Source organism: Mycobacterium sp. DL99 (genome assembly GCF_004762045.1).
In the GTDB taxonomy this organism is placed as follows: domain Bacteria; phylum Actinomycetota; class Actinomycetes; order Mycobacteriales; family Mycobacteriaceae; genus Mycobacterium.
The window spans coordinates 25,828-41,856 of sequence record NZ_SJOM01000007.1 but is presented as its reverse complement, the minus strand read 5'-3'; the positions used below and the strand labels follow the sequence as shown (position 1 = coordinate 41,856).

Genomic DNA, 16,029 nt, shown 5'->3' with positions numbered 1-16,029 from the left:
GAACAGAGATTACCAGCGCATCTGACCCGGTCAGCGCACCAATTTCAGCCCTCCGACGGCGCCGGACAAGCGGTCCCGGAACCCCCTCGGACCATGGTTTATTGCAGTTGGGAAAGCATTTTCCCCGAGGTATCCGAATGAGTGCGGACCGTGACCGCACGGGGTGTGCGGTGTGGTGATGCCGGGGCACTTCGCCATGCCTGCCGGCGCGGATTCCCCCTCGCTTTTGGCGCGCGCCGAGTTTGCCACCAGAATTTGCTGCAGCGTAACTTCGGGCCGATTGCGGGCGGATCATGCAAGCCGGACGGGTTGTGGTCGATACTTGAGCACGGTCAAAGTTCCCTTGTATTGCGTTCCGGAGGAGATTCAGGCGTGCCCGACCCCGACGACACCTTGCGTAGAGAGCTCGGCTGGACGGGTCCGGAGGAATCTCATTTCGAACCCGATACCCGGCCGACCCGTCGTAAGCCGCCCGAGCCGCCGTCGATCCCCGGGCGCGCTCCGGTCAATTTCGTGCCGTCGAAGGCAGCGGAAACCACTGAGCCCGACGAATCCGGGCCGTCGAAGGGCGTACCGACCGATCCCGACGCCGAGCGCGCCCGCAGCACGTTCCGGGAGGCGCCGCCCGCACCGCCGGCTCAGCCACAGCAGCAGGCACCGCCCCCGCCGCCTCCCCCGCCTCCACGCGACGTCCGTCAAGCACCGCCGAACCAGGCTCCGCTCAACATGGGCCATCCCGATGCCCGAACCGATGCGTGGGAGCAGCACCCTCCGGGCTGGCAGCTCCCGTCCCAGCGTCCACCCGGGCCCGGAGGCCCGCCGCAGCAGCCCTACGGACCACCGCCCGGCCAACCTTGGCCCACCGAAGGCGGATTCGCGCCGGATCCGGGTGCCGCACCCGGCATACCGCCACTGCCTACCGGCTCCTACGCCGACCGCATCCGGGTCAACGACCTGGTGCCGCCGAAGCGCCAGCCGCCGGGCAGTGGCTGGCGACTGTTCGTGTACCGGGCAACGTTCGGGCTGGTCAACCCCGGCCCGTCACCCGAAGACCTTCGTCAGGCCGAGTTGGAGGCCAAGATCAAAGGCCTCCTGCGGGGCCATTACAAGGTCGGAGTGATGGGCAAGGGCGGGGTGGGCAAGACCACCGTCTCGGCCAGCGTCGGATCGATCTTCGCCCAGTTGCGCCAGGACGATCGCGTGGTGGCCATCGACGCCGACACCTCCTTCGGCAAGCTCGGCAGCCGCGTCGACCCCCAGGCACAGAGCTCATATTGGGAGCTCGCCAACGACAAACACCTGGACTCGTTCGCCGATGTGCGCAGTCGCGTCGGCAACAACGCCGCCGGGCTGTTCGTCCTCGCCGGCGAGGGCACGCCGGCCCGCCGCCGGGTACTCGACGCGGCCATCTACCGCGAGGCCACCACCCGACTCGACAGGCATTTCTCGATCTCGGTGGTGGACTGCAGTTCGACCATGGACTCGCCGGTGACCCAGGAGGTGCTGCGCGATCTCGACGGTTTGATCGTGGTGTCCTCGCCATGGGTGGACGGCGCCGCCACGGCCGGCCAGACGCTGGACTGGCTGGCCGCCCACGAGATGACAGACCTGCTGCAGCGCACGGTCGTGGTGCTCAACGACTCCGACGGCCACGCCGACAAACGCACGCGCACCATCCTGGCCGGACAGTTCTCCGGTCAGGGTCAGCGAGTGATCGAGGTGCCTTTCGACGGGCATCTGCGTCCCGGCGGCGTCGTCGATCCGCGAGAGATGTCGACCCCGACCCGGCGCCGGTTCCTGGAGATCGCCGCGGCATTGGCCGAGCACTTCCCGACCCACGACGATCGGCGGGACCGCTAGCCGGTCCGCTGATCAGCGCATCGCGCCGATCAGTGCCTCCAGAGCATGGACCGCGGGGGCGTCGACGGGATATTCCGCCTCGGCGCGGGCCACGGTGTCCTCTGAAACACCTGCAGCCGTTGCGGTTTCACCGATCGTGAGATTCGCCTGCCGACGGGCGGCATACAGGCGTTGCCCGAGGGTGGCCCCGGGCGCGGTGGCGGCCAGCGTGGTCAGCTCATCGATCTGGCGCCGCACCGCGCTGAGCGCCTTGATCAGTGCCGGAGTCACCATGCTGAGCCGCGCGGCTCGAGCGGCCACCGCCTCGAGCTGACGAAGATCGGCCAGCACGGACGTCACCCGCGGGGTGAACTCGGGTTCTCCCACGGCCGGCAGCGTGGCGATCGTCGACTCCAGGGTGTTCACCGCCGTCAGGACCGCCTGGGCGATCAGCGGTACCTCGTCGCTGGCCGGTGGCGTGGTCGTCAACCGCGGTTGCGTGGTGACGACGGTCGGCGGTTCCACGGGTGCCGGTGCCGGCATCGCCGGATCGGGTACCGGCCCGCCCTGGCGTAGCCGGGCGATGGTGCCCGGCGGCCAGCGCAACACCTCTTCGAGCTTGAGCCGGGTGCGCTCGCGGGGCCAGCTGCGGCCCTTCTCGAACGCGATGAGGGCTCCGGCGTTGATGATCCCGTCGGCGGCGAGGCTGCGCTGGCTGATGTCGAGTTCGCGACGCCTGGCCGCAGCTGCAGCACCAGCGCGAATAAGTCCGACATCGAACTCGCCGGTGGCGAGGTCGTACTCAGCGTCGGTCATACGGGGCTGTTTCCTCGCCAATGTGCTCAGCCTCAGCTGAAGTGCTGAAGCGGTTGCCGGGACCCGTCAATCCTAACCCCAGACCGAAGCACCGCTACACCTTGGGTTTTTCGCATCCACAGCAAACAACTCCGATGCTACGGCTTCTTGACCGGACAAATCGATCTCCCGCTACGGGTACATACAGGTACCTATCGGCGTTCTGACGTGCGGTTTTAGATCCAACCGGACTTTCCCCTGGTGATCCACCATCGTTACCAATGCAAATTTCCGTAGCGTTGCACCGCTGCGGTTTCAATCAAACTGTTGCATCGCTACGGTTCTTGCTATAGCGTTCCCCGCAACGCGGTACACACCGCAACAAAAGTCCTAACAGGAGCAGCAGTATGAACGCACTCATGGCCAACGGCATCCCGCTCGGCGTGTGCACCAGTGACCCGGAGCGGTGGACCTCCACCCCCGACGATCAGGCCAAGGTCATCTGCCGGGAATGCCCGCGGCGGTGGCTGTGCGCCCGCGAAGCCTGCGAACTGCCCCGCGCTGAGGGACTTTGGGCCGGCATCACGGTTCCCGAGGGGGGCCGGGGCCGCAGCTTCGCGCTGAAGCAGCTGCGATCGCTGGCCGAGCGCAACGGCTACCCCGTGCGCAAGCTGGGCCTGGTCTTCCACGAAGCCGCCTGATCCGCGAGCCCGCGGAACACACCAGTACTTTTGTCTGGCTCTTACGCTGCCGATTCGAGGGGACGGCAGGGCAAGGACAGGTTTCCACTGGGGGAGGAATAGGGGCCCGGGGTGTGCCGTTACACCCGGGGACGGTGTCGGGCATTGCCCCGGGCCCCACACCAGAACCGTCGCTTCGTGCGACCACTCGCCGAGAGGCGCAGTGACGGCACCGTCCCCCAACTTTTCCTTCGGCTCCTACTGGAGCGTGGCGACCACCGCATCGAGAAGAGCATCCACTTCGTCCTCGTCGTAGCCGCGCTGAAACAGCGGCGGCTTGGGGAACGCGATATTGCGGACGTCATCGGCATCGAGGTGCCCGCGTCCGTCGAGGCGGCGGGCCACCAACGCCAGGAAGTCGTCGACCGACTTCTTGTCATAGCCCCGCTTACCCAGCGGCGGTTTCGAAAGCTCAGCGCCGCGAACATCTTCGGCAGTCAATCCCCCGGTCATGCCGGTCATGCTAACCGCGCGTGGTCCCGGCCGAACGCGGTTACCGTGAGGTTCATGAGCAATACCGATACGGCGCCTGCCGAAGTCACGTGCGCCAACTCGGAGTTCACCGGGGTCCTGCACCCGCGCGAGGTACCGCTGGGCGGCCCGCGCGCGATGCTCGTCCGTCGCACCCTGCCGCAGCGGGACCGGTCCATGATCGGCGCCTGGTGTTTCGCTGACCACTACGGTCCGCACGACGTCCGAACTGCCGGCAGAGGCATGGACGTGCCGCCCCATCCGCACACCGGATTGCAAACGGTGAGCTGGCTTTTCGACGGGCTGATCGAGCATCGCGACAGTGCAGGAGTGCATGCCATGGTGCGTCCCGGCGAGCTGAACCTGATGACTGCGGGCGCCGGAATCTGCCACTCGGAGGTCTCGACGCCGGAGACCACGATCCTTCACGGTGTGCAGCTGTGGGTGGCGCTGCCCGACGTCGCCCGCGACACCGACCGCGACTTCGCCCATTACGCACCGCCGCCACAAACCGTCGGCGGCGCGACCATCCGGGTGTTCCTCGGCGAGCTTGCCGACTCATCGTCGCCGGTGCACACCTTCACGCCACTGTTGGGCGCGCAGATCGACCTGGTTCCGGGTGCGGTGCTGACGCTGGATGTCGACCCGGCCTTCGAACACGGGGTGCTGCTCGACCAGGGAGCGATCGAGGTGTGCGGTACCACCCTGGCGGTCGCCGATCTGGCCTACCAGGCCCCGGGGCGCGCGCAGCTGCAGTTGGCCAACCGCGGCGACGCTCCGGCCCGGGCAATCCTGCTGGGCGGGCCACCCTTCACCGAGGAGCTGGTGATGTGGTGGAACTTCGTCGGCCGCAGCCACGACGACATCGCCACCTACCGAGAACTGTGGCAGGCCAACGATGCACGGTTCGGCGACGTGCAGGGGTACGAAGGCCACATCGCGCGGCTACCCGCACCGCCCTTGCCCAATGGCCGGCTCAAGCCGCGCCCGCGCCCTTCGGGCTAGACGTTCAAGTATTGCGCGGTGCTGCCGCCCACCGGCATCTCGGGCAGCCCGAGCTTGCGGTGGTCCCAGCTGCGCTGCCGAGTGGGCACCACCCGTACTGCGATGCGGTTGTTCATCATCTGGTCGACGAACGGGCGCATCTCCTCGGTGTAGGGCCCGGTGTAGCGCTCCCACACGCTGATGCCCACGCGCAGAATCGTTTCCGGGTCGTCGACGATCTCGGCGGTGCCGTCGATCGACACGCCGCGCAGCGTGTTGTAGGTGTCGCCGTCTTCGATCATCACCGTGATCGTCGGGTCGCGGCGCAGGTTGACCGCCTTCTGCGACTTGGCCTTGGTCTCGAACCAGATCTCACCGTCGAGCACCGCGTACCACATGGCCACCAGGTGGGGTCGGCCGCTCGACAGCACCGTGGCCATCGTCGCGGTTCGGCTGCGTTCGACGAATTCGGCGATCTCGTCGTCGCTCATGACGATCTTCGTGCGCTCGTTCTTGCCCACCTGTCACCTCTCTGCTCGGTCAGCTCACCATAGCCACGCGTCCTCAACCGCTCACCGACGCGGTCGCCAACCGGACCGTTCGGTCAGAACACGCCGAACTGCGAGGTCACCCAGCGCACCGGGTCCACGCACCGGAATGGCGCAATACCCCTGGCGTGCAGACGGTTTCCGGTGGGCGGATGCCCCAGCGCCGACACCGCGAAGAACCGGCTGGCCAACCGCGCACCGGCCGACGGGTTCTCCACGGTCGACACGATCGCTCCGCCGTGCAAGCGCACCAGCAGGCTGCGCACCTCCTGGTGCAGCAGCCGGCCGTCCACATCGTCGTAGTGTTCGCCGTCGGAGGTGTCGCGCAGGAACGCCGCTCCTCCGTTGGACATGACCAGCGCCCACTCCGAACCCTGCACGTCGCGCAGCGCGCGCAGCACATCGAACTTGGACAGGATCACCGCCAGCTTGGGCTGGCCCGGGTTGACCGCCAACAGCAGATTGCCCAGCACCGAGCGCGGCTCCCCGCCGATGAACGGCTGGGGCGGCAGCAGATCCTGCAACTGGTCACGGATCGACTTCACCCGCAACGGATCAAACATGAAGAACACCGCGTCGGCGTGGGCGAAGAACTGGAAGGGCGGCGCCCGCAGGTCACCGTTCTCCAGGTCTTCGCCTGCGACATCACGCAGCACCAGGAACCGGCGCACCCCGTGCCACACACCGACCGAGAACACCAGTGGCTCACGCTGATTCGGGGCCTGCGTGTGCACCGTCGGAGTGGGCGGCAGCAGACCGCGCTGAACATACAGCGGGCCCTCGTAGTTGGCGGCGTAGTTCTGTGCAGTGGCGCGGGTGACCGGTTCCAGCACGACACCGAACTTCTCGCACAACAATTCCAGCTGTTTGATCAGCACGGCGATGTAGAGGCTCTTGCCCGTCGCACGCGCGCCGGCCAGCGCGATGCAGATGGCGTGCCCTTCCCGGAAGCCCTCGGGAAGCGTGAAATGGCAGACCGGGCAGATCTCCACCGCGGCTCCCTGCAGCGCCCGGCTGGCCTCGGACGGCGGCGGCGGCGGGCCGTGATAGCCGGCCGCGCGGGTCCAGGTGTACAGCGGGCCGCAATCGGCGGGTGCACCCACGTAGGCGGAGGCGACGTCGTCGCGGTAGCGGGTGCCGCCGGCCTGGGCCGGCAGCGTCCACAGGTGGTTGTTCGGGCTCAGCGGGGTGAAGCACCGCGGGCATTTGCTCATGTCAGCCCCGGCTCCCCCTCAGTCGCTCCGCCAGCGACGGTTGCTCACCCCGCCGCGTCAGCAGCCTGTTCACCATTTTGCGGTATCCGCGCATCGTCCCCTCAGAGGAATCGCCCGACAACTGCGCCATCAACACCACCACGGATTCCGCGTCGGCGCCGGACATGGTGGCCGCCACCTGTCCGGCCAGCACCCCAGCCAGCTGATCCACCGGGTCGAGAACTTGCGCGGTGGCCTCGGCCACCGCGGTCCGCAACAGGCCGATCGCCACCACCGTCACCGGCGCCAACTGGCCGCTGTCGACCAGCGGCAGCACTCGGGCCACCGCCTGTGTGCCGCAAGCGTTTTCGGCGACCAACTCATTGCAGGCCTGCGGATACGGCTGACCGGAAAGTACGCCCAACAACGCGAACGCCAGCAGCCGCACCGAGAAATCCGGGTGCACAGAACCCGGCTCCAGACCGGCCAACACCTGATCCCACAGCGGCACATAGGAACTCTGGTGAGTGTGCAGGTAACGCTGATGCAGCCACTCCCCCGGCTCGATGTGTCGTACGGCGGCACAGGCCACCGCCACGTTGTCGCCGTTGTCCTCGATCACCTTGCCGGCCAACAGGTGCAGCGCAACCGAGTCCGCAGCCCCGACCAGGGTGCGCAGCGCGGCCATCCTGGGCAGCGGCTCGGTACCGATCGCCAGCAGCAGATCCGCCGGATCCCAGACCGACGCCGCGGCGACGGCGGCGAAGTGCCCGGGCGCCGTCGTCCGCAGCCACCACAACTGCGCACCGAGATCACCCGTGCGTTGCGGCCCGCGCCGCTGCGACCGCAGTCCGCGCAGTGCCGCACGGATCCACACCGGATCCCACGGCCGGGCCCCCGCGAGCTCTTCGCGCTCGGGCAGCGGGGCCGCGTCGGCCAGCCAGTCCAGTACGTCATCACCGATCGCGCTGCCCTCGGCGTCGCCCTCGTGCAGCAACCACGCCGCCAGCGACAGCCGGTCCGCGGCACCGATCAGGGCCCGCACCCCCGGATCTGCCAGGCCGGGCAGCACACCACCGGTCAGCGCCGCCCGCAGCCGATCATCGGCGACCCCGGCCCGCAACAGCAGGTCAACGACCCGCAGCAACCGGGCAGGCCCCTGGTCCTGGCTACGCTCCAGGGCCGGCCCGATCGCCTTCCGCAATAACGAAGGCAGTGGTTTCCCGTGAAACATTCTCGGCCCCAATGGGATTGGACCGCTTTGCGTCAACCACGCGTCATCAGCAATCGCCCGGGCAAAGTATGTAGCGTCGGCGAACGCCGCGCCGGCCCCGTCCGGCAACTCCTGCACGGCCCGCCAGGCGTCGGCCGTCGTGACACCCACCACGGCCGAGAACACGTCGGCGATGATGTGCGCCGCCTCGGACCCCACCAGCGCGCCCGAGGGCGAATGTGCGCCGATCACCTCATGCGCTTCAACGTGCGCGTCGGCGAACTCCGGGCGCGCGGCCACCGCCATCGCCATCGGCCAGGCGGGGTGCAGTCCGTCGTCGCGGACCTGGCTGGACAACGCGTCGATGTCCTCGAGCACACGTCGCGCCGACGCCACATCGAGCAGCACCACCTGCGACATCACCGACCAGCGGGTCACCCGGATGCGATGCCCGCCCGCGGTGCAGTGTGGATCACCACCAAGTTCACCCATCGACACCGGCTCGGATTCGCTGATCACCACCATGCCCGGTTCGATCACATCGAGGTCCTCGAGCGGTACCGCACTGAGCACCTGGCCGTTGTGCGGCGCAACCTGCTCGGCACGATCGAAGGTCGAAAAGCTCAGACCTGCCGCGGTACCGGGCGACATCAGAAAACTCACCAGGCCGATCCACTGCGCCGCCGAATCCGGGGAATGCACGCCCAGCACCACCGGTGGGCCGCCGGCCAGTGCCGCGGCCACCGCGTCGAGCAGGGCGAACAGCGTGGCCAGTCGCCAGGCAGTGGGGTCAAGGGCAAAGGCCACCACGCTGTCCTTCGTCACCGCGCTGCCCAACTGGGGCAGTTCTCCGGGCAACTCCGCGCGAGCCACCGCGGCCGGCCCGTAGGGCTGCAGCCAGTGCGGCGCCCGCCACCACTGGATGGCCCGCGACCGCGGGTGGGTGTCAGGCGCCCGATCCAACAGCACATGCGCGAAGACGTTGCCGGGACGGCCCGTACTGTCCGACCCCGCCGGGCAGGTGTGCCAGAAGCCGGCACCGTCGCCGAGGTGACGGTAGGCGAGCCGGCGCGGGCCCTGCTCGAGCTGTTCCGGCGTGGGGAAATCCGGCACCGAGCCCACCGGACGGAAGATCGTACGGACGCCGGAGATCAGCGCCTGGGTCTCCGCGGGCGTGAGGTCACCGCCGGTTTGTTTCACCTGCCAACCGCCGACGGTCCCGACCGCATCGAACGACGTGTAGGCAAGCTGGCCGTACCGCGTCGTCATAGCACCGTCACGGTCAACTGCAGAGTCTCTACCGGAGGGTCCAGTAGTGCGACGGTGCGCAATTGGATCGGGTCGGAAATGTTGACGAACAGCCGGATCCACCCGTGCAGGCCGCTGACATTCGCGGCCCAGAGTTCGCCCTCGCCGGAAGCGGTCAGTGCGGTCCAGCGCAGCTGCTTGGACGGCTGATCGGCGAGCTGCCCCTGCGCGTTGAGCGGCGCCACGTCGACCGGCTGACCGTCGTGCGCACTCAACGGCAGCCGCTGAGGATTGTTGACCAACACGAATGACGGCGACCCCGGAACGTCGTATTCCGAACGCACGGCGACGGTGGCCGTGGTGGGGAATCCGCCTGCGTCGCGGCCGATCCGGACCGCGTACTGCAGTCGCAACCGGCCCGGGTATTCGATACTGGCCACCGGCCCGGTCACTCGGCGCCCGCCCGAGAACGTCACCGGCGCCAGATGTAGAGAGCATCCACCCACCGGAAGCGCACCGGTCAGGTGTAGCCCGCCGTACTTCTCGTACTCCTCCAGCGAGATCTCGAAAGTCCTGCCGGTCAGACCCGTCCGGGGATCGTGATCCTTGGGCGCCAGCGTCACCACCACGCCGGCCGCACCGTCGGGCCAATCGAAGGTCAGCACCTGCTTGTTGCAGTATTCGACGAGCTCGATGTCCCCGATCGTGCCGGTGTGCACCGCCGATACGGTGCGGCCCAACACGGCGCGTCCGGCCAGGATCGTCACCGGGGTGACACAGGCCCGGCTCCAGCCCTGCGGCCAGGGCACCCCGGTCATGACGGTGCGGTGGCTGCCGTCTGGTTGCGGTTGATCGACAACCCGATGCCGCAGCCTCAGGTCCGGCGTCAGCCCGACCTGCTCGAGGGCATTCTCGGGCAGCTCGGTGGAGACACCGCCGGCACTCGGACCGGTCTGGCTGAGATAGAGGGCGACCTCGGCCCCCGGCGCCGCCCACGACACGTCGAACGATTCACCGTCGAACGCGGTGTCGACATCGATGTCGGTGACCGCGGCCAGCACCGCCGACACCTCGACATCGGTGTCGACCGGCTGCGAAAGCATGACCGCACCATCGACGTCGACCGCGCACCGCACCCGATAGCGGTAACGCTTACCGCGCACCGCACCGGCGTCGACGAACCCGGCCATGTTGTCGCTGTCGGTCAGGATCCGGTACCGCGCCTCGTCGTCCTCGACGTCGCCGGCCTCGTCGAGCGGGAGCCGGTAGACGTGCACGGCGCGGGTCGCCGGTGGTGCCGTCCACTGTCCGATGACCAGGCCGGTGTCCTCGTTGACGGACACGTCGCCGACGGGGGCCACCAACACCCCGGCGGCGTGCAGCACCGGACGGGTGCTCAGGGCGTCCGCGCGCGAGGTTCCGGTGATCACCCACACCTGGTAGTAGCGCACCGGACCGGTCAACGGCCGGTCATCGCTTGCCGCCGACAACGGGGTTGCCGCAACGAGGTCGGCGTTCTCGGATGACCGGGGTGCCCGGTCCTCGGCGCTGACCACCCGGTACAGCACCACGCCCCCGTTGGCCTCATAGTCCGGCCAGCTCAATTCCACGACATCGGGCCGGGATTCACCGTGACGGAACGAAATGGCGTGCACGTCCGCGGCTCCGGCCTGAGGCGGCGACGGAGTTTCCGAAGTACCGGTGGGGGTCCCGGCTTCCAGCTCGGCCAGCACCCGGGCCATCTCTTCGGCATGCTCGGCCACCGAACCCGGCAACATCTCGCGGATCTGCTCGACATCGGTGCGTCCGGACCTCAGCACGAGGCGCAGATGCGCCTCCTTGAAGCTGCGTGCCGCCACCGCGCCTGAGTCGACCAGCTGCTGGCGCCACGCAAGCAGCGGCGCCAGTCGCGGATCCGCGTCGTCCGGATCGTCGACGGGATACAGATCGGGCATCAGAACACCAAATCCCCGCCGGACGGCACATCGGGATCGCTCCGCATGACCTGCTCCGGCAGCTCGAACAGTGCGAACTCCTGAGGTGTCAGACCCTCGCTGGCCTGCACACCCGGCAACGCTACCGCAGCAGCGGCCCCGTCACCGCCACATGGTGAGCCCGGGCCCGCTGCCATGACGACGCCGTCCACCACATAAGTTCGGCACATCCCGGCGAATCGCGATCCGAGGGGGGCCATGTCATCTTCCAGCTCTTCTGCGAGCCGTGCCAGCGACGACGTGTGGGAAGTGATGTCGACGTCACGCACCATCCGCCGGTTCACCGACGAACCGGTCGACGACGCAACGCTGACCCGCTGCCTGCAGGCCGCGGTCTGGGCTCCCTCGGGCGCGAATGCGCAGGCCTGGCGATTTGTCGTACTGCGGTCAGCCGAGCAGCGCGCAGTGGTGGCGAGGGCGGCCGCTCAGGCCCTGGCGGTGATCGAACCGGTCTACGGCATGACCCGGCCCGCCGAGAACGACACCAGCCGGCGTGCCCGGACCAATCGCGCCACCTATGAATTGCACGACCGGGCAGGCGAGTTCACCTCGGTGCTGTTCACGCAGCAGCGCTTTCCGACGGCCTCGGAACTGCTGCTCGGCGGCTCGATCTTTCCGGCCATGCAGAACTTCCTGCTCGCCGCGCGGGCCCAGGGTCTCGGTGCCTGCCTGACCAGCTGGGCCTCGTACGGCGGTGAACAACTGCTGCGCGAGGCCGTCGGCGTGCCCGAGGACTGGATGCTGGCCGGCCACGTCGTGATCGGTTGGCCGCGAGGTTCCCACGGACCGGTCCGCCGTCGCCCGGTCGAGGAGCTGGTCTGCCTGGACCGCTGGGACAACCCCGCGCCCTAAGCTGGAATCCGCGGCATCCGGAGGAGGTTCTCCATGGGTATGACAGCACCCGGACTGATGCCCGCCGCCTTCATCGGTCACGGCAGCCCGATGAACGCGATCGAGTCCAATCGATTCACCGCGGCCTGGCGCAGTTTCGGTCAGTCCGTGCCGCGACCGCGGGCGATTCTGGTGGTGAGCGCGCACTGGTACATCAACGCCACCGCGGTCACCGCGATGCCCCGTCCCCGCACCATCCATGACTTCTACGGATTTCCCCGCGAGCTGTTCGCGATCCAGTACCCGGCGCCGGGACTGCCTGAGTTCGCCGAAGAGGTCGGCGATACGGTGCACCCGACCTGGGTCGGGGCCGACGTGGACAGCTGGGGCATCGACCATGGCACCTGGTCGGTGCTGGTGCACGCCTTTCCCGACGCGTCGATACCCGTTGTGCAACTGGCCATCAATGCCAATCAGACGTCCGAGTATCACCTGCAGCTCGGCGCGAAGCTGGCGCCGTTACGTGAACGCGGCGTGCTGGTGGTCGGCAGCGGCAACATCGTGCACAACCTCGCAGCCATGGATCCCGCCCGACCCCAGGACGGCTACAGCTGGGCCAAGCGTTTTGACGAGGCCGCCAGAGAACAACTCATCCACTCCCCCGCCGACATCCTCACCCTCGAAGCGCACCCGGACCATGCGGACGCGGTTCCCACCCCCGATCACTTCATCCCGCTGCTCTACTTCGCCGGTCTGGCCGGTGCCGCAACCGATTCCGCACGTAACCTGGACACCTTGGTCACCGGATACACCTACGGTTCGCTGTCCATGGCGTCCTACCTGCTGCGTTGACGCCGCCCGTTTCGCCGAACCCGCGCGGGTCGGCACGCTATGGTGACGGGCGTGTTGGGCCATGACAAGCCGGCGAACGCCGTCGGGGTGTAGGAAACGTGCGCGGAATCATTCTGGCCGGGGGCTCCGGCACACGACTCCATCCGATCACCATGGGCGTCAGCAAGCAGTTGCTACCGGTGTACGACAAGCCGCTGATCTACTACCCGCTGTCCACCCTGATCATGGCCGGCATCCGCGACATCCTGGTGATCACCACGCCTGTCGACGCCCCGGCTTTCCAGCGCCTCCTCGGAGACGGCTCTGCCTTCGGAGTGAACCTGACCTACGCCGTGCAACCGCAGCCCGAGGGCCTTGCCCAGGCATTCGTCATCGGTGCCGAGCACATCGGCACCGACACCGTGGCACTTGTGTTGGGCGACAACCTGTTCTACGGCCCAGGGCTGGGCACGAGCCTGCGGCGCTTCCAGGATGTCGACGGCGGAGCGATATTCGCCTACTGGGTGGCGAACCCGACGGCCTACGGGGTCATCGAGTTCGGCCCGGACGGGACGGCGCTGTCCCTGGAGGAGAAGCCCGCCGTTCCCAAATCTCAGTACGCCGTGCCGGGACTGTACTTCTACGACAACGACGTCATCGAGATCGCGCGATCGCTCCGTCCATCGGCCCGCGGAGAATACGAGATCACCGGAATCAACCAGACCTATCTGAGCCAGGGCCGACTCACGGTCGAGGTTCTGGCCCGCGGCACCGCGTGGCTGGACACCGGCACGTTCGACTCGCTGTTGGACGCCAGTGACTACGTACGCACCATCGAGCGGCGCCAGGGCCTGAAAATCGGTGTGCCAGAGGAGATCGCGTGGCGGGCCGGCTACATCGACGACGATCAGCTGGCCGCCCGCGCCAAGCAACTACCCAAATCCGGCTACGGCGACTATCTGCTGGAACTGTTGCGCCGATAGCCGGCGTCATCACGCACCGATAGCCGAAAATCTGGCGCCGGGAAGGCCGAATCAGGTCACTTATAATTCGGTGAACGACCACACCGGGTCAGGAGGGACTGTGCCCGATCAGTCCGGCGTCGATAACGTCGACCCTCCGCCTCCTGCCAGCCGATAGCTGGTCACAGCCATGGAGCCGACACCGTCGAAGAGGGGGCAGTCTTGACCTATCCACCGCAATGGAACCCACCGCCGGGAGATCCGTTCGAAAACTATCAGTCGCCGCAGACGCCGAGCCCGGGCGGTTACTACCAGCCGATCCCCGGATGGTCCGGCTACGGCGAAGCGCCTCCGGCCGACCAACCACCCAAGCGGAGCCGCACGCCGCTGATCGTCGGCACCGTCGCGGGAGTCGTTGCGATCACTCTCCTGGTCGGCCTGGCGCTGTGGGGGTTCAACTCCCGCGGCAACGACACCGCTGGCATTGCCACCACCACCTCGGCCGCGGCGACCGATGAGCCCACCGGTACCACCACCGCACCGACCTCCACCGCTTCCAGCAGCTCGCCGGCACCGGCGGCGCCGGCGGCGTGCGAGGGACGTGTCCCCACTGCCACACCGCAGACTCCCGCAGGGTGGAATCCGGTGGCCAGCCCGCGAGCCCTGAACTACGCCGTACCCGGCAACTGGGAAGTCAATGCCTGCACCGACATGGTGGGCTGGGAAAAGCCCTGCTCCGACGGGCCTTTCGGCTACTGCCCGATCCGCACCATGAGCGGTTCGACCTCGATTCCCAACGAGCAGTGCCCCAAGGGCAGCCGAGGGGTCACGGGCGTTCCCGGTGCGAAGAACACGCCCGATATCAATGAAGCAGTGCAGGGAGAAGCGCAGCTGGTCGCCGACATCTACACCTCCAAAAATGGTGTGGTGCCATCGGTTTCCCTGAGCCCACCCCGCAACTTCACGGTGGGCGGGACACCTGCTGTCCAGATCGTGGCGACCGTGACCGGGATCGAGGGAGACAACTGCACCGGCACTTCAGCATTGCACTCGATGGTCGCCACCACCGTCCCCGGCCAACCCGGGTCGGTGCTGTTTGTCGTCTCGCTGGAGCAGGGCTATCCCGGTGCACCGGATCCTGGCTTGATCGACCAGTTGGTGGGAACGCTGAATCGGGCCAGCTAGTCGCGATGTCCACGGAGGTTGGCCGGTACGGCTGACCGGCGGGGAGCCTCCGGGGTCACACCCGGAGGCCTGCACTTGTGGCACAGGTTGCCCCGAAACCATGCGGGACAACCTCCCTGGACCAGTCAGCGCTTGCCGGTGATCTTTTCGCCGATTTCACGAGCAAAGCTGAACCCCGCCGTCGGATTGTCACGTGAGCATCCCCTAGCGTCGGCGATCGTATTCACCCGCAGGGCCAAGCCGCGACTGCAGCCGATGGCATCGGCAGCTCCGGTGATATCGGTGAAGATGCTCAAGTTCATGAACTGTTCCGCCGCGTCGTATCCGACGCCACCGAGTTTGAGCGTGTCGGCACCCAGCCCCTCGTAGGTGGCGTTGATCGGGCCGGGACGGCAGCCACGCCATCCGCTGAGCTGTTTCTGGAACGCAGCCTCCGCGGTCGCGTTGTCAGGGAACAGCACCACGGCCTGAACCGCCTGGGCCGCCGGCCCAGCCTGCACCATCTGGATAACTACGTCCGTGTAACCCGTACCAGCATAAGCTGATTCGGCACCTGGAGCCCACACACCCGCACAATTCGGCGGTGTGACCGGATCGGTGGACAGAGAAGTTTCAACAGGTCCGGCAGTCAGACCCGGAGCCTTCAGCCGCTTGCCGATCTCCTCGACGGACAACAGCACACCCTGCAACTCGGATGCCTCCACTTTGCCGTCAGCACCGGGTGCCGCCGCCGATGTCGAGGTGGTCGCCGGGCTCTGTGACGTCGTCTTGGACCCCGATGCCCGCGCGCTGGTGGTGCTGGTCGCGCCGGCCCGATCAGTCGTGTCATCCCCGCCGGTCAGGTTGGTCGCCACCACGACGATCACCACCAAGAGCAGGAGCACCGTGCCGATCACACCTCCGATGATCCACGGCGTCTTGTTGCTGGGCGGCGGGGTGTACGGCCCGTTCATCATGGGCGGTGCGTTCCACGGACCTGCCGGACCGGCCTGCCACTGCGTACCGACAGGAGGCGGCGGCGGATACGGCGGCGGGGCAGAAGGCGATCCGGCTCCCCACGCCGGTGGGGCCGAACCCTGCTGGGGGTTCGCCGGGACCCAGGGTGACTGCGGCGGTTCGGGCTGGCCGCCTCCACCCGGCCAGCCACCTCCACCGCTCTGGAAAGGGTCGCTCGGTCCTTGGTTCATACGGGAAT

The 16,029-nt window shown here is 67.6% G+C and carries 15 protein-coding genes; 7 read left to right on the top strand and 8 right to left on the bottom strand.

Translation table 11 applies throughout. The annotated features are described in order from the left end of the window. Window positions 1–372 precede the first annotated feature (372 nt). Window positions 373–1,860: a MinD/ParA family ATP-binding protein gene (locus EYZ64_RS00405; protein WP_135451369.1), complete on the top strand. Its 1,488-nt coding sequence runs from the start codon at window positions 373–375 to the stop codon at window positions 1,858–1,860. 12 nt (window positions 1,861–1,872) lie between these two features. Here the strand turns inward: EYZ64_RS00405 and EYZ64_RS00400 are convergent, their stop codons facing one another. Continuing rightward, complete coding sequence (locus tag EYZ64_RS00400; RefSeq protein WP_135451368.1) at window positions 1,873–2,655, bottom strand: helix-turn-helix domain-containing protein; 783 nt, start codon at window positions 2,653–2,655, stop codon at window positions 1,873–1,875. Window positions 2,656–3,041: 386 nt separating this feature from the next. Between EYZ64_RS00400 and EYZ64_RS00395 the strand changes: the two genes are divergently transcribed. After that, window positions 3,042–3,335 carry a WhiB family transcriptional regulator gene (locus EYZ64_RS00395; RefSeq protein ID WP_135451367.1) on the top strand — a complete coding sequence of 98 codons (294 nt, stop codon included), beginning with the start codon at window positions 3,042–3,044 and terminating at the stop codon, window positions 3,333–3,335. A gap of 237 nt (window positions 3,336–3,572) precedes the next feature. Here the strand turns inward: EYZ64_RS00395 and EYZ64_RS00390 are convergent, their stop codons facing one another. After that, the gene (locus tag EYZ64_RS00390; protein WP_135451366.1) at window positions 3,573–3,836 is read right to left on the bottom strand and encodes a DivIVA domain-containing protein; all 264 of its coding nucleotides are present in this window, start codon (window positions 3,834–3,836) and stop codon (window positions 3,573–3,575) included. A gap of 45 nt (window positions 3,837–3,881) precedes the next feature. On the opposite strand from EYZ64_RS00390, the gene EYZ64_RS00385 reads away from it, so the two are divergent. After that, on the top strand, window positions 3,882–4,850 hold the full coding sequence (locus EYZ64_RS00385; RefSeq protein WP_135451365.1) for a pirin family protein: 969 nt from the start codon (window positions 3,882–3,884) through the stop codon (window positions 4,848–4,850). On the opposite strand, the gene EYZ64_RS00380 is transcribed toward EYZ64_RS00385, so the two are convergent. The 5 genes from EYZ64_RS00380 to EYZ64_RS00360 form a co-directional block, all read right to left on the bottom strand. Further along, window positions 4,847–5,350 (bottom strand): pyridoxamine 5'-phosphate oxidase family protein, encoded by a 504-nt coding sequence (locus EYZ64_RS00380; protein WP_135451364.1) that lies wholly within the window; start codon window positions 5,348–5,350, stop codon window positions 4,847–4,849. The two genes, EYZ64_RS00385 and EYZ64_RS00380, sit on opposite strands and share 4 nt — an antisense overlap. An 83-nt stretch (window positions 5,351–5,433) precedes the next feature. Then, on the bottom strand, window positions 5,434–6,591 hold the full coding sequence (locus EYZ64_RS00375) for a hypothetical protein (RefSeq protein ID WP_135451363.1): 1,158 nt from the start codon (window positions 6,589–6,591) through the stop codon (window positions 5,434–5,436). Window position 6,592: 1 nt separating this feature from the next. Next, window positions 6,593–9,052: a GAP1-N2 domain-containing protein gene (locus EYZ64_RS00370; protein ID WP_135451362.1), complete on the bottom strand. Its 2,460-nt coding sequence runs from the start codon at window positions 9,050–9,052 to the stop codon at window positions 6,593–6,595. Beyond that, a complete protein-coding gene (locus EYZ64_RS00365) occupies window positions 9,049–10,986 on the bottom strand; it encodes a SaeA-related protein (protein WP_135451361.1) in 1,938 nt (645 codons plus the stop codon). The genes EYZ64_RS00370 and EYZ64_RS00365 overlap by 4 nt, the downstream gene beginning before the upstream one ends. Continuing rightward, window positions 10,986–11,225, bottom strand: coding sequence for a hypothetical protein (locus tag EYZ64_RS00360; protein WP_135451360.1), 240 nt, complete (start codon window positions 11,223–11,225; stop codon window positions 10,986–10,988). Before EYZ64_RS00360 ends, EYZ64_RS00365 begins: the two co-directional genes overlap by 1 nt. Here EYZ64_RS00360 and EYZ64_RS00355 point away from each other — a divergent pair. From EYZ64_RS00355 to EYZ64_RS00340, 4 genes are all read left to right on the top strand, one after another. After that, window positions 11,224–11,877, top strand: coding sequence for a nitroreductase family protein (locus EYZ64_RS00355; protein ID WP_135451359.1), 654 nt, complete (start codon window positions 11,224–11,226; stop codon window positions 11,875–11,877). The genes EYZ64_RS00360 and EYZ64_RS00355 overlap by 2 nt on opposite strands. Window positions 11,878–11,934: 57 nt before the next feature. Further along, entirely contained in the window at window positions 11,935–12,708 is a 774-nt protein-coding gene (gene ygiD, locus EYZ64_RS00350; protein ID WP_135459703.1) for a 4,5-DOPA-extradiol-dioxygenase, read from the top strand. Window positions 12,709–12,806: 98 nt separating this feature from the next. Further along, window positions 12,807–13,670: a glucose-1-phosphate thymidylyltransferase RfbA gene (gene rfbA / locus EYZ64_RS00345; protein WP_135451358.1), complete on the top strand. Its 864-nt coding sequence runs from the start codon at window positions 12,807–12,809 to the stop codon at window positions 13,668–13,670. 201 nt (window positions 13,671–13,871) lie between these two features. Then, on the top strand, window positions 13,872–14,834 hold the full coding sequence (locus EYZ64_RS00340) for a DUF8017 domain-containing protein (RefSeq protein WP_135451357.1): 963 nt from the start codon (window positions 13,872–13,874) through the stop codon (window positions 14,832–14,834). A gap of 125 nt (window positions 14,835–14,959) precedes the next feature. Here the strand turns inward: EYZ64_RS00340 and EYZ64_RS00335 are convergent, their stop codons facing one another. Continuing rightward, window positions 14,960–16,021 (bottom strand): sensor domain-containing protein, encoded by a 1,062-nt coding sequence (locus EYZ64_RS00335; protein ID WP_135451356.1) that lies wholly within the window; start codon window positions 16,019–16,021, stop codon window positions 14,960–14,962. Between the last annotated feature and the right edge of the window lie 8 nt (window positions 16,022–16,029).

Coding starts and splice junctions, on each gene's coding strand:
- EYZ64_RS00400 (WP_135451368.1), bottom strand. CDS start 2,655: ATGACCGACGCTGAGTACGACCTCGCCACCGGCGAGTTCGATGTCGGA.
- EYZ64_RS00395 (WP_135451367.1), top strand. CDS start 3,042: ATGAACGCACTCATGGCCAACGGCATCCCGCTCGGCGTGTGCACCAGT.
- EYZ64_RS00390 (WP_135451366.1), bottom strand. CDS start 3,836: ATGACCGGCATGACCGGGGGATTGACTGCCGAAGATGTTCGCGGCGCT.
- EYZ64_RS00385 (WP_135451365.1), top strand. CDS start 3,882: ATGAGCAATACCGATACGGCGCCTGCCGAAGTCACGTGCGCCAACTCG.
- EYZ64_RS00375 (WP_135451363.1), bottom strand. CDS start 6,591: ATGAGCAAATGCCCGCGGTGCTTCACCCCGCTGAGCCCGAACAACCAC.
- EYZ64_RS00370 (WP_135451362.1), bottom strand. CDS start 9,052: ATGACGACGCGGTACGGCCAGCTTGCCTACACGTCGTTCGATGCGGTC.
- EYZ64_RS00365 (WP_135451361.1), bottom strand. CDS start 10,986: ATGCCCGATCTGTATCCCGTCGACGATCCGGACGACGCGGATCCGCGA.
- EYZ64_RS00355 (WP_135451359.1), top strand. CDS start 11,224: ATGTCATCTTCCAGCTCTTCTGCGAGCCGTGCCAGCGACGACGTGTGG.
- EYZ64_RS00360 (WP_135451360.1), bottom strand. CDS start 11,225: ATGGCCCCCCTCGGATCGCGATTCGCCGGGATGTGCCGAACTTATGTG.
- ygiD (WP_135459703.1), top strand. CDS start 11,935: ATGCCCGCCGCCTTCATCGGTCACGGCAGCCCGATGAACGCGATCGAG.
- EYZ64_RS00335 (WP_135451356.1), bottom strand. CDS start 16,021: ATGAACCAAGGACCGAGCGACCCTTTCCAGAGCGGTGGAGGTGGCTGG.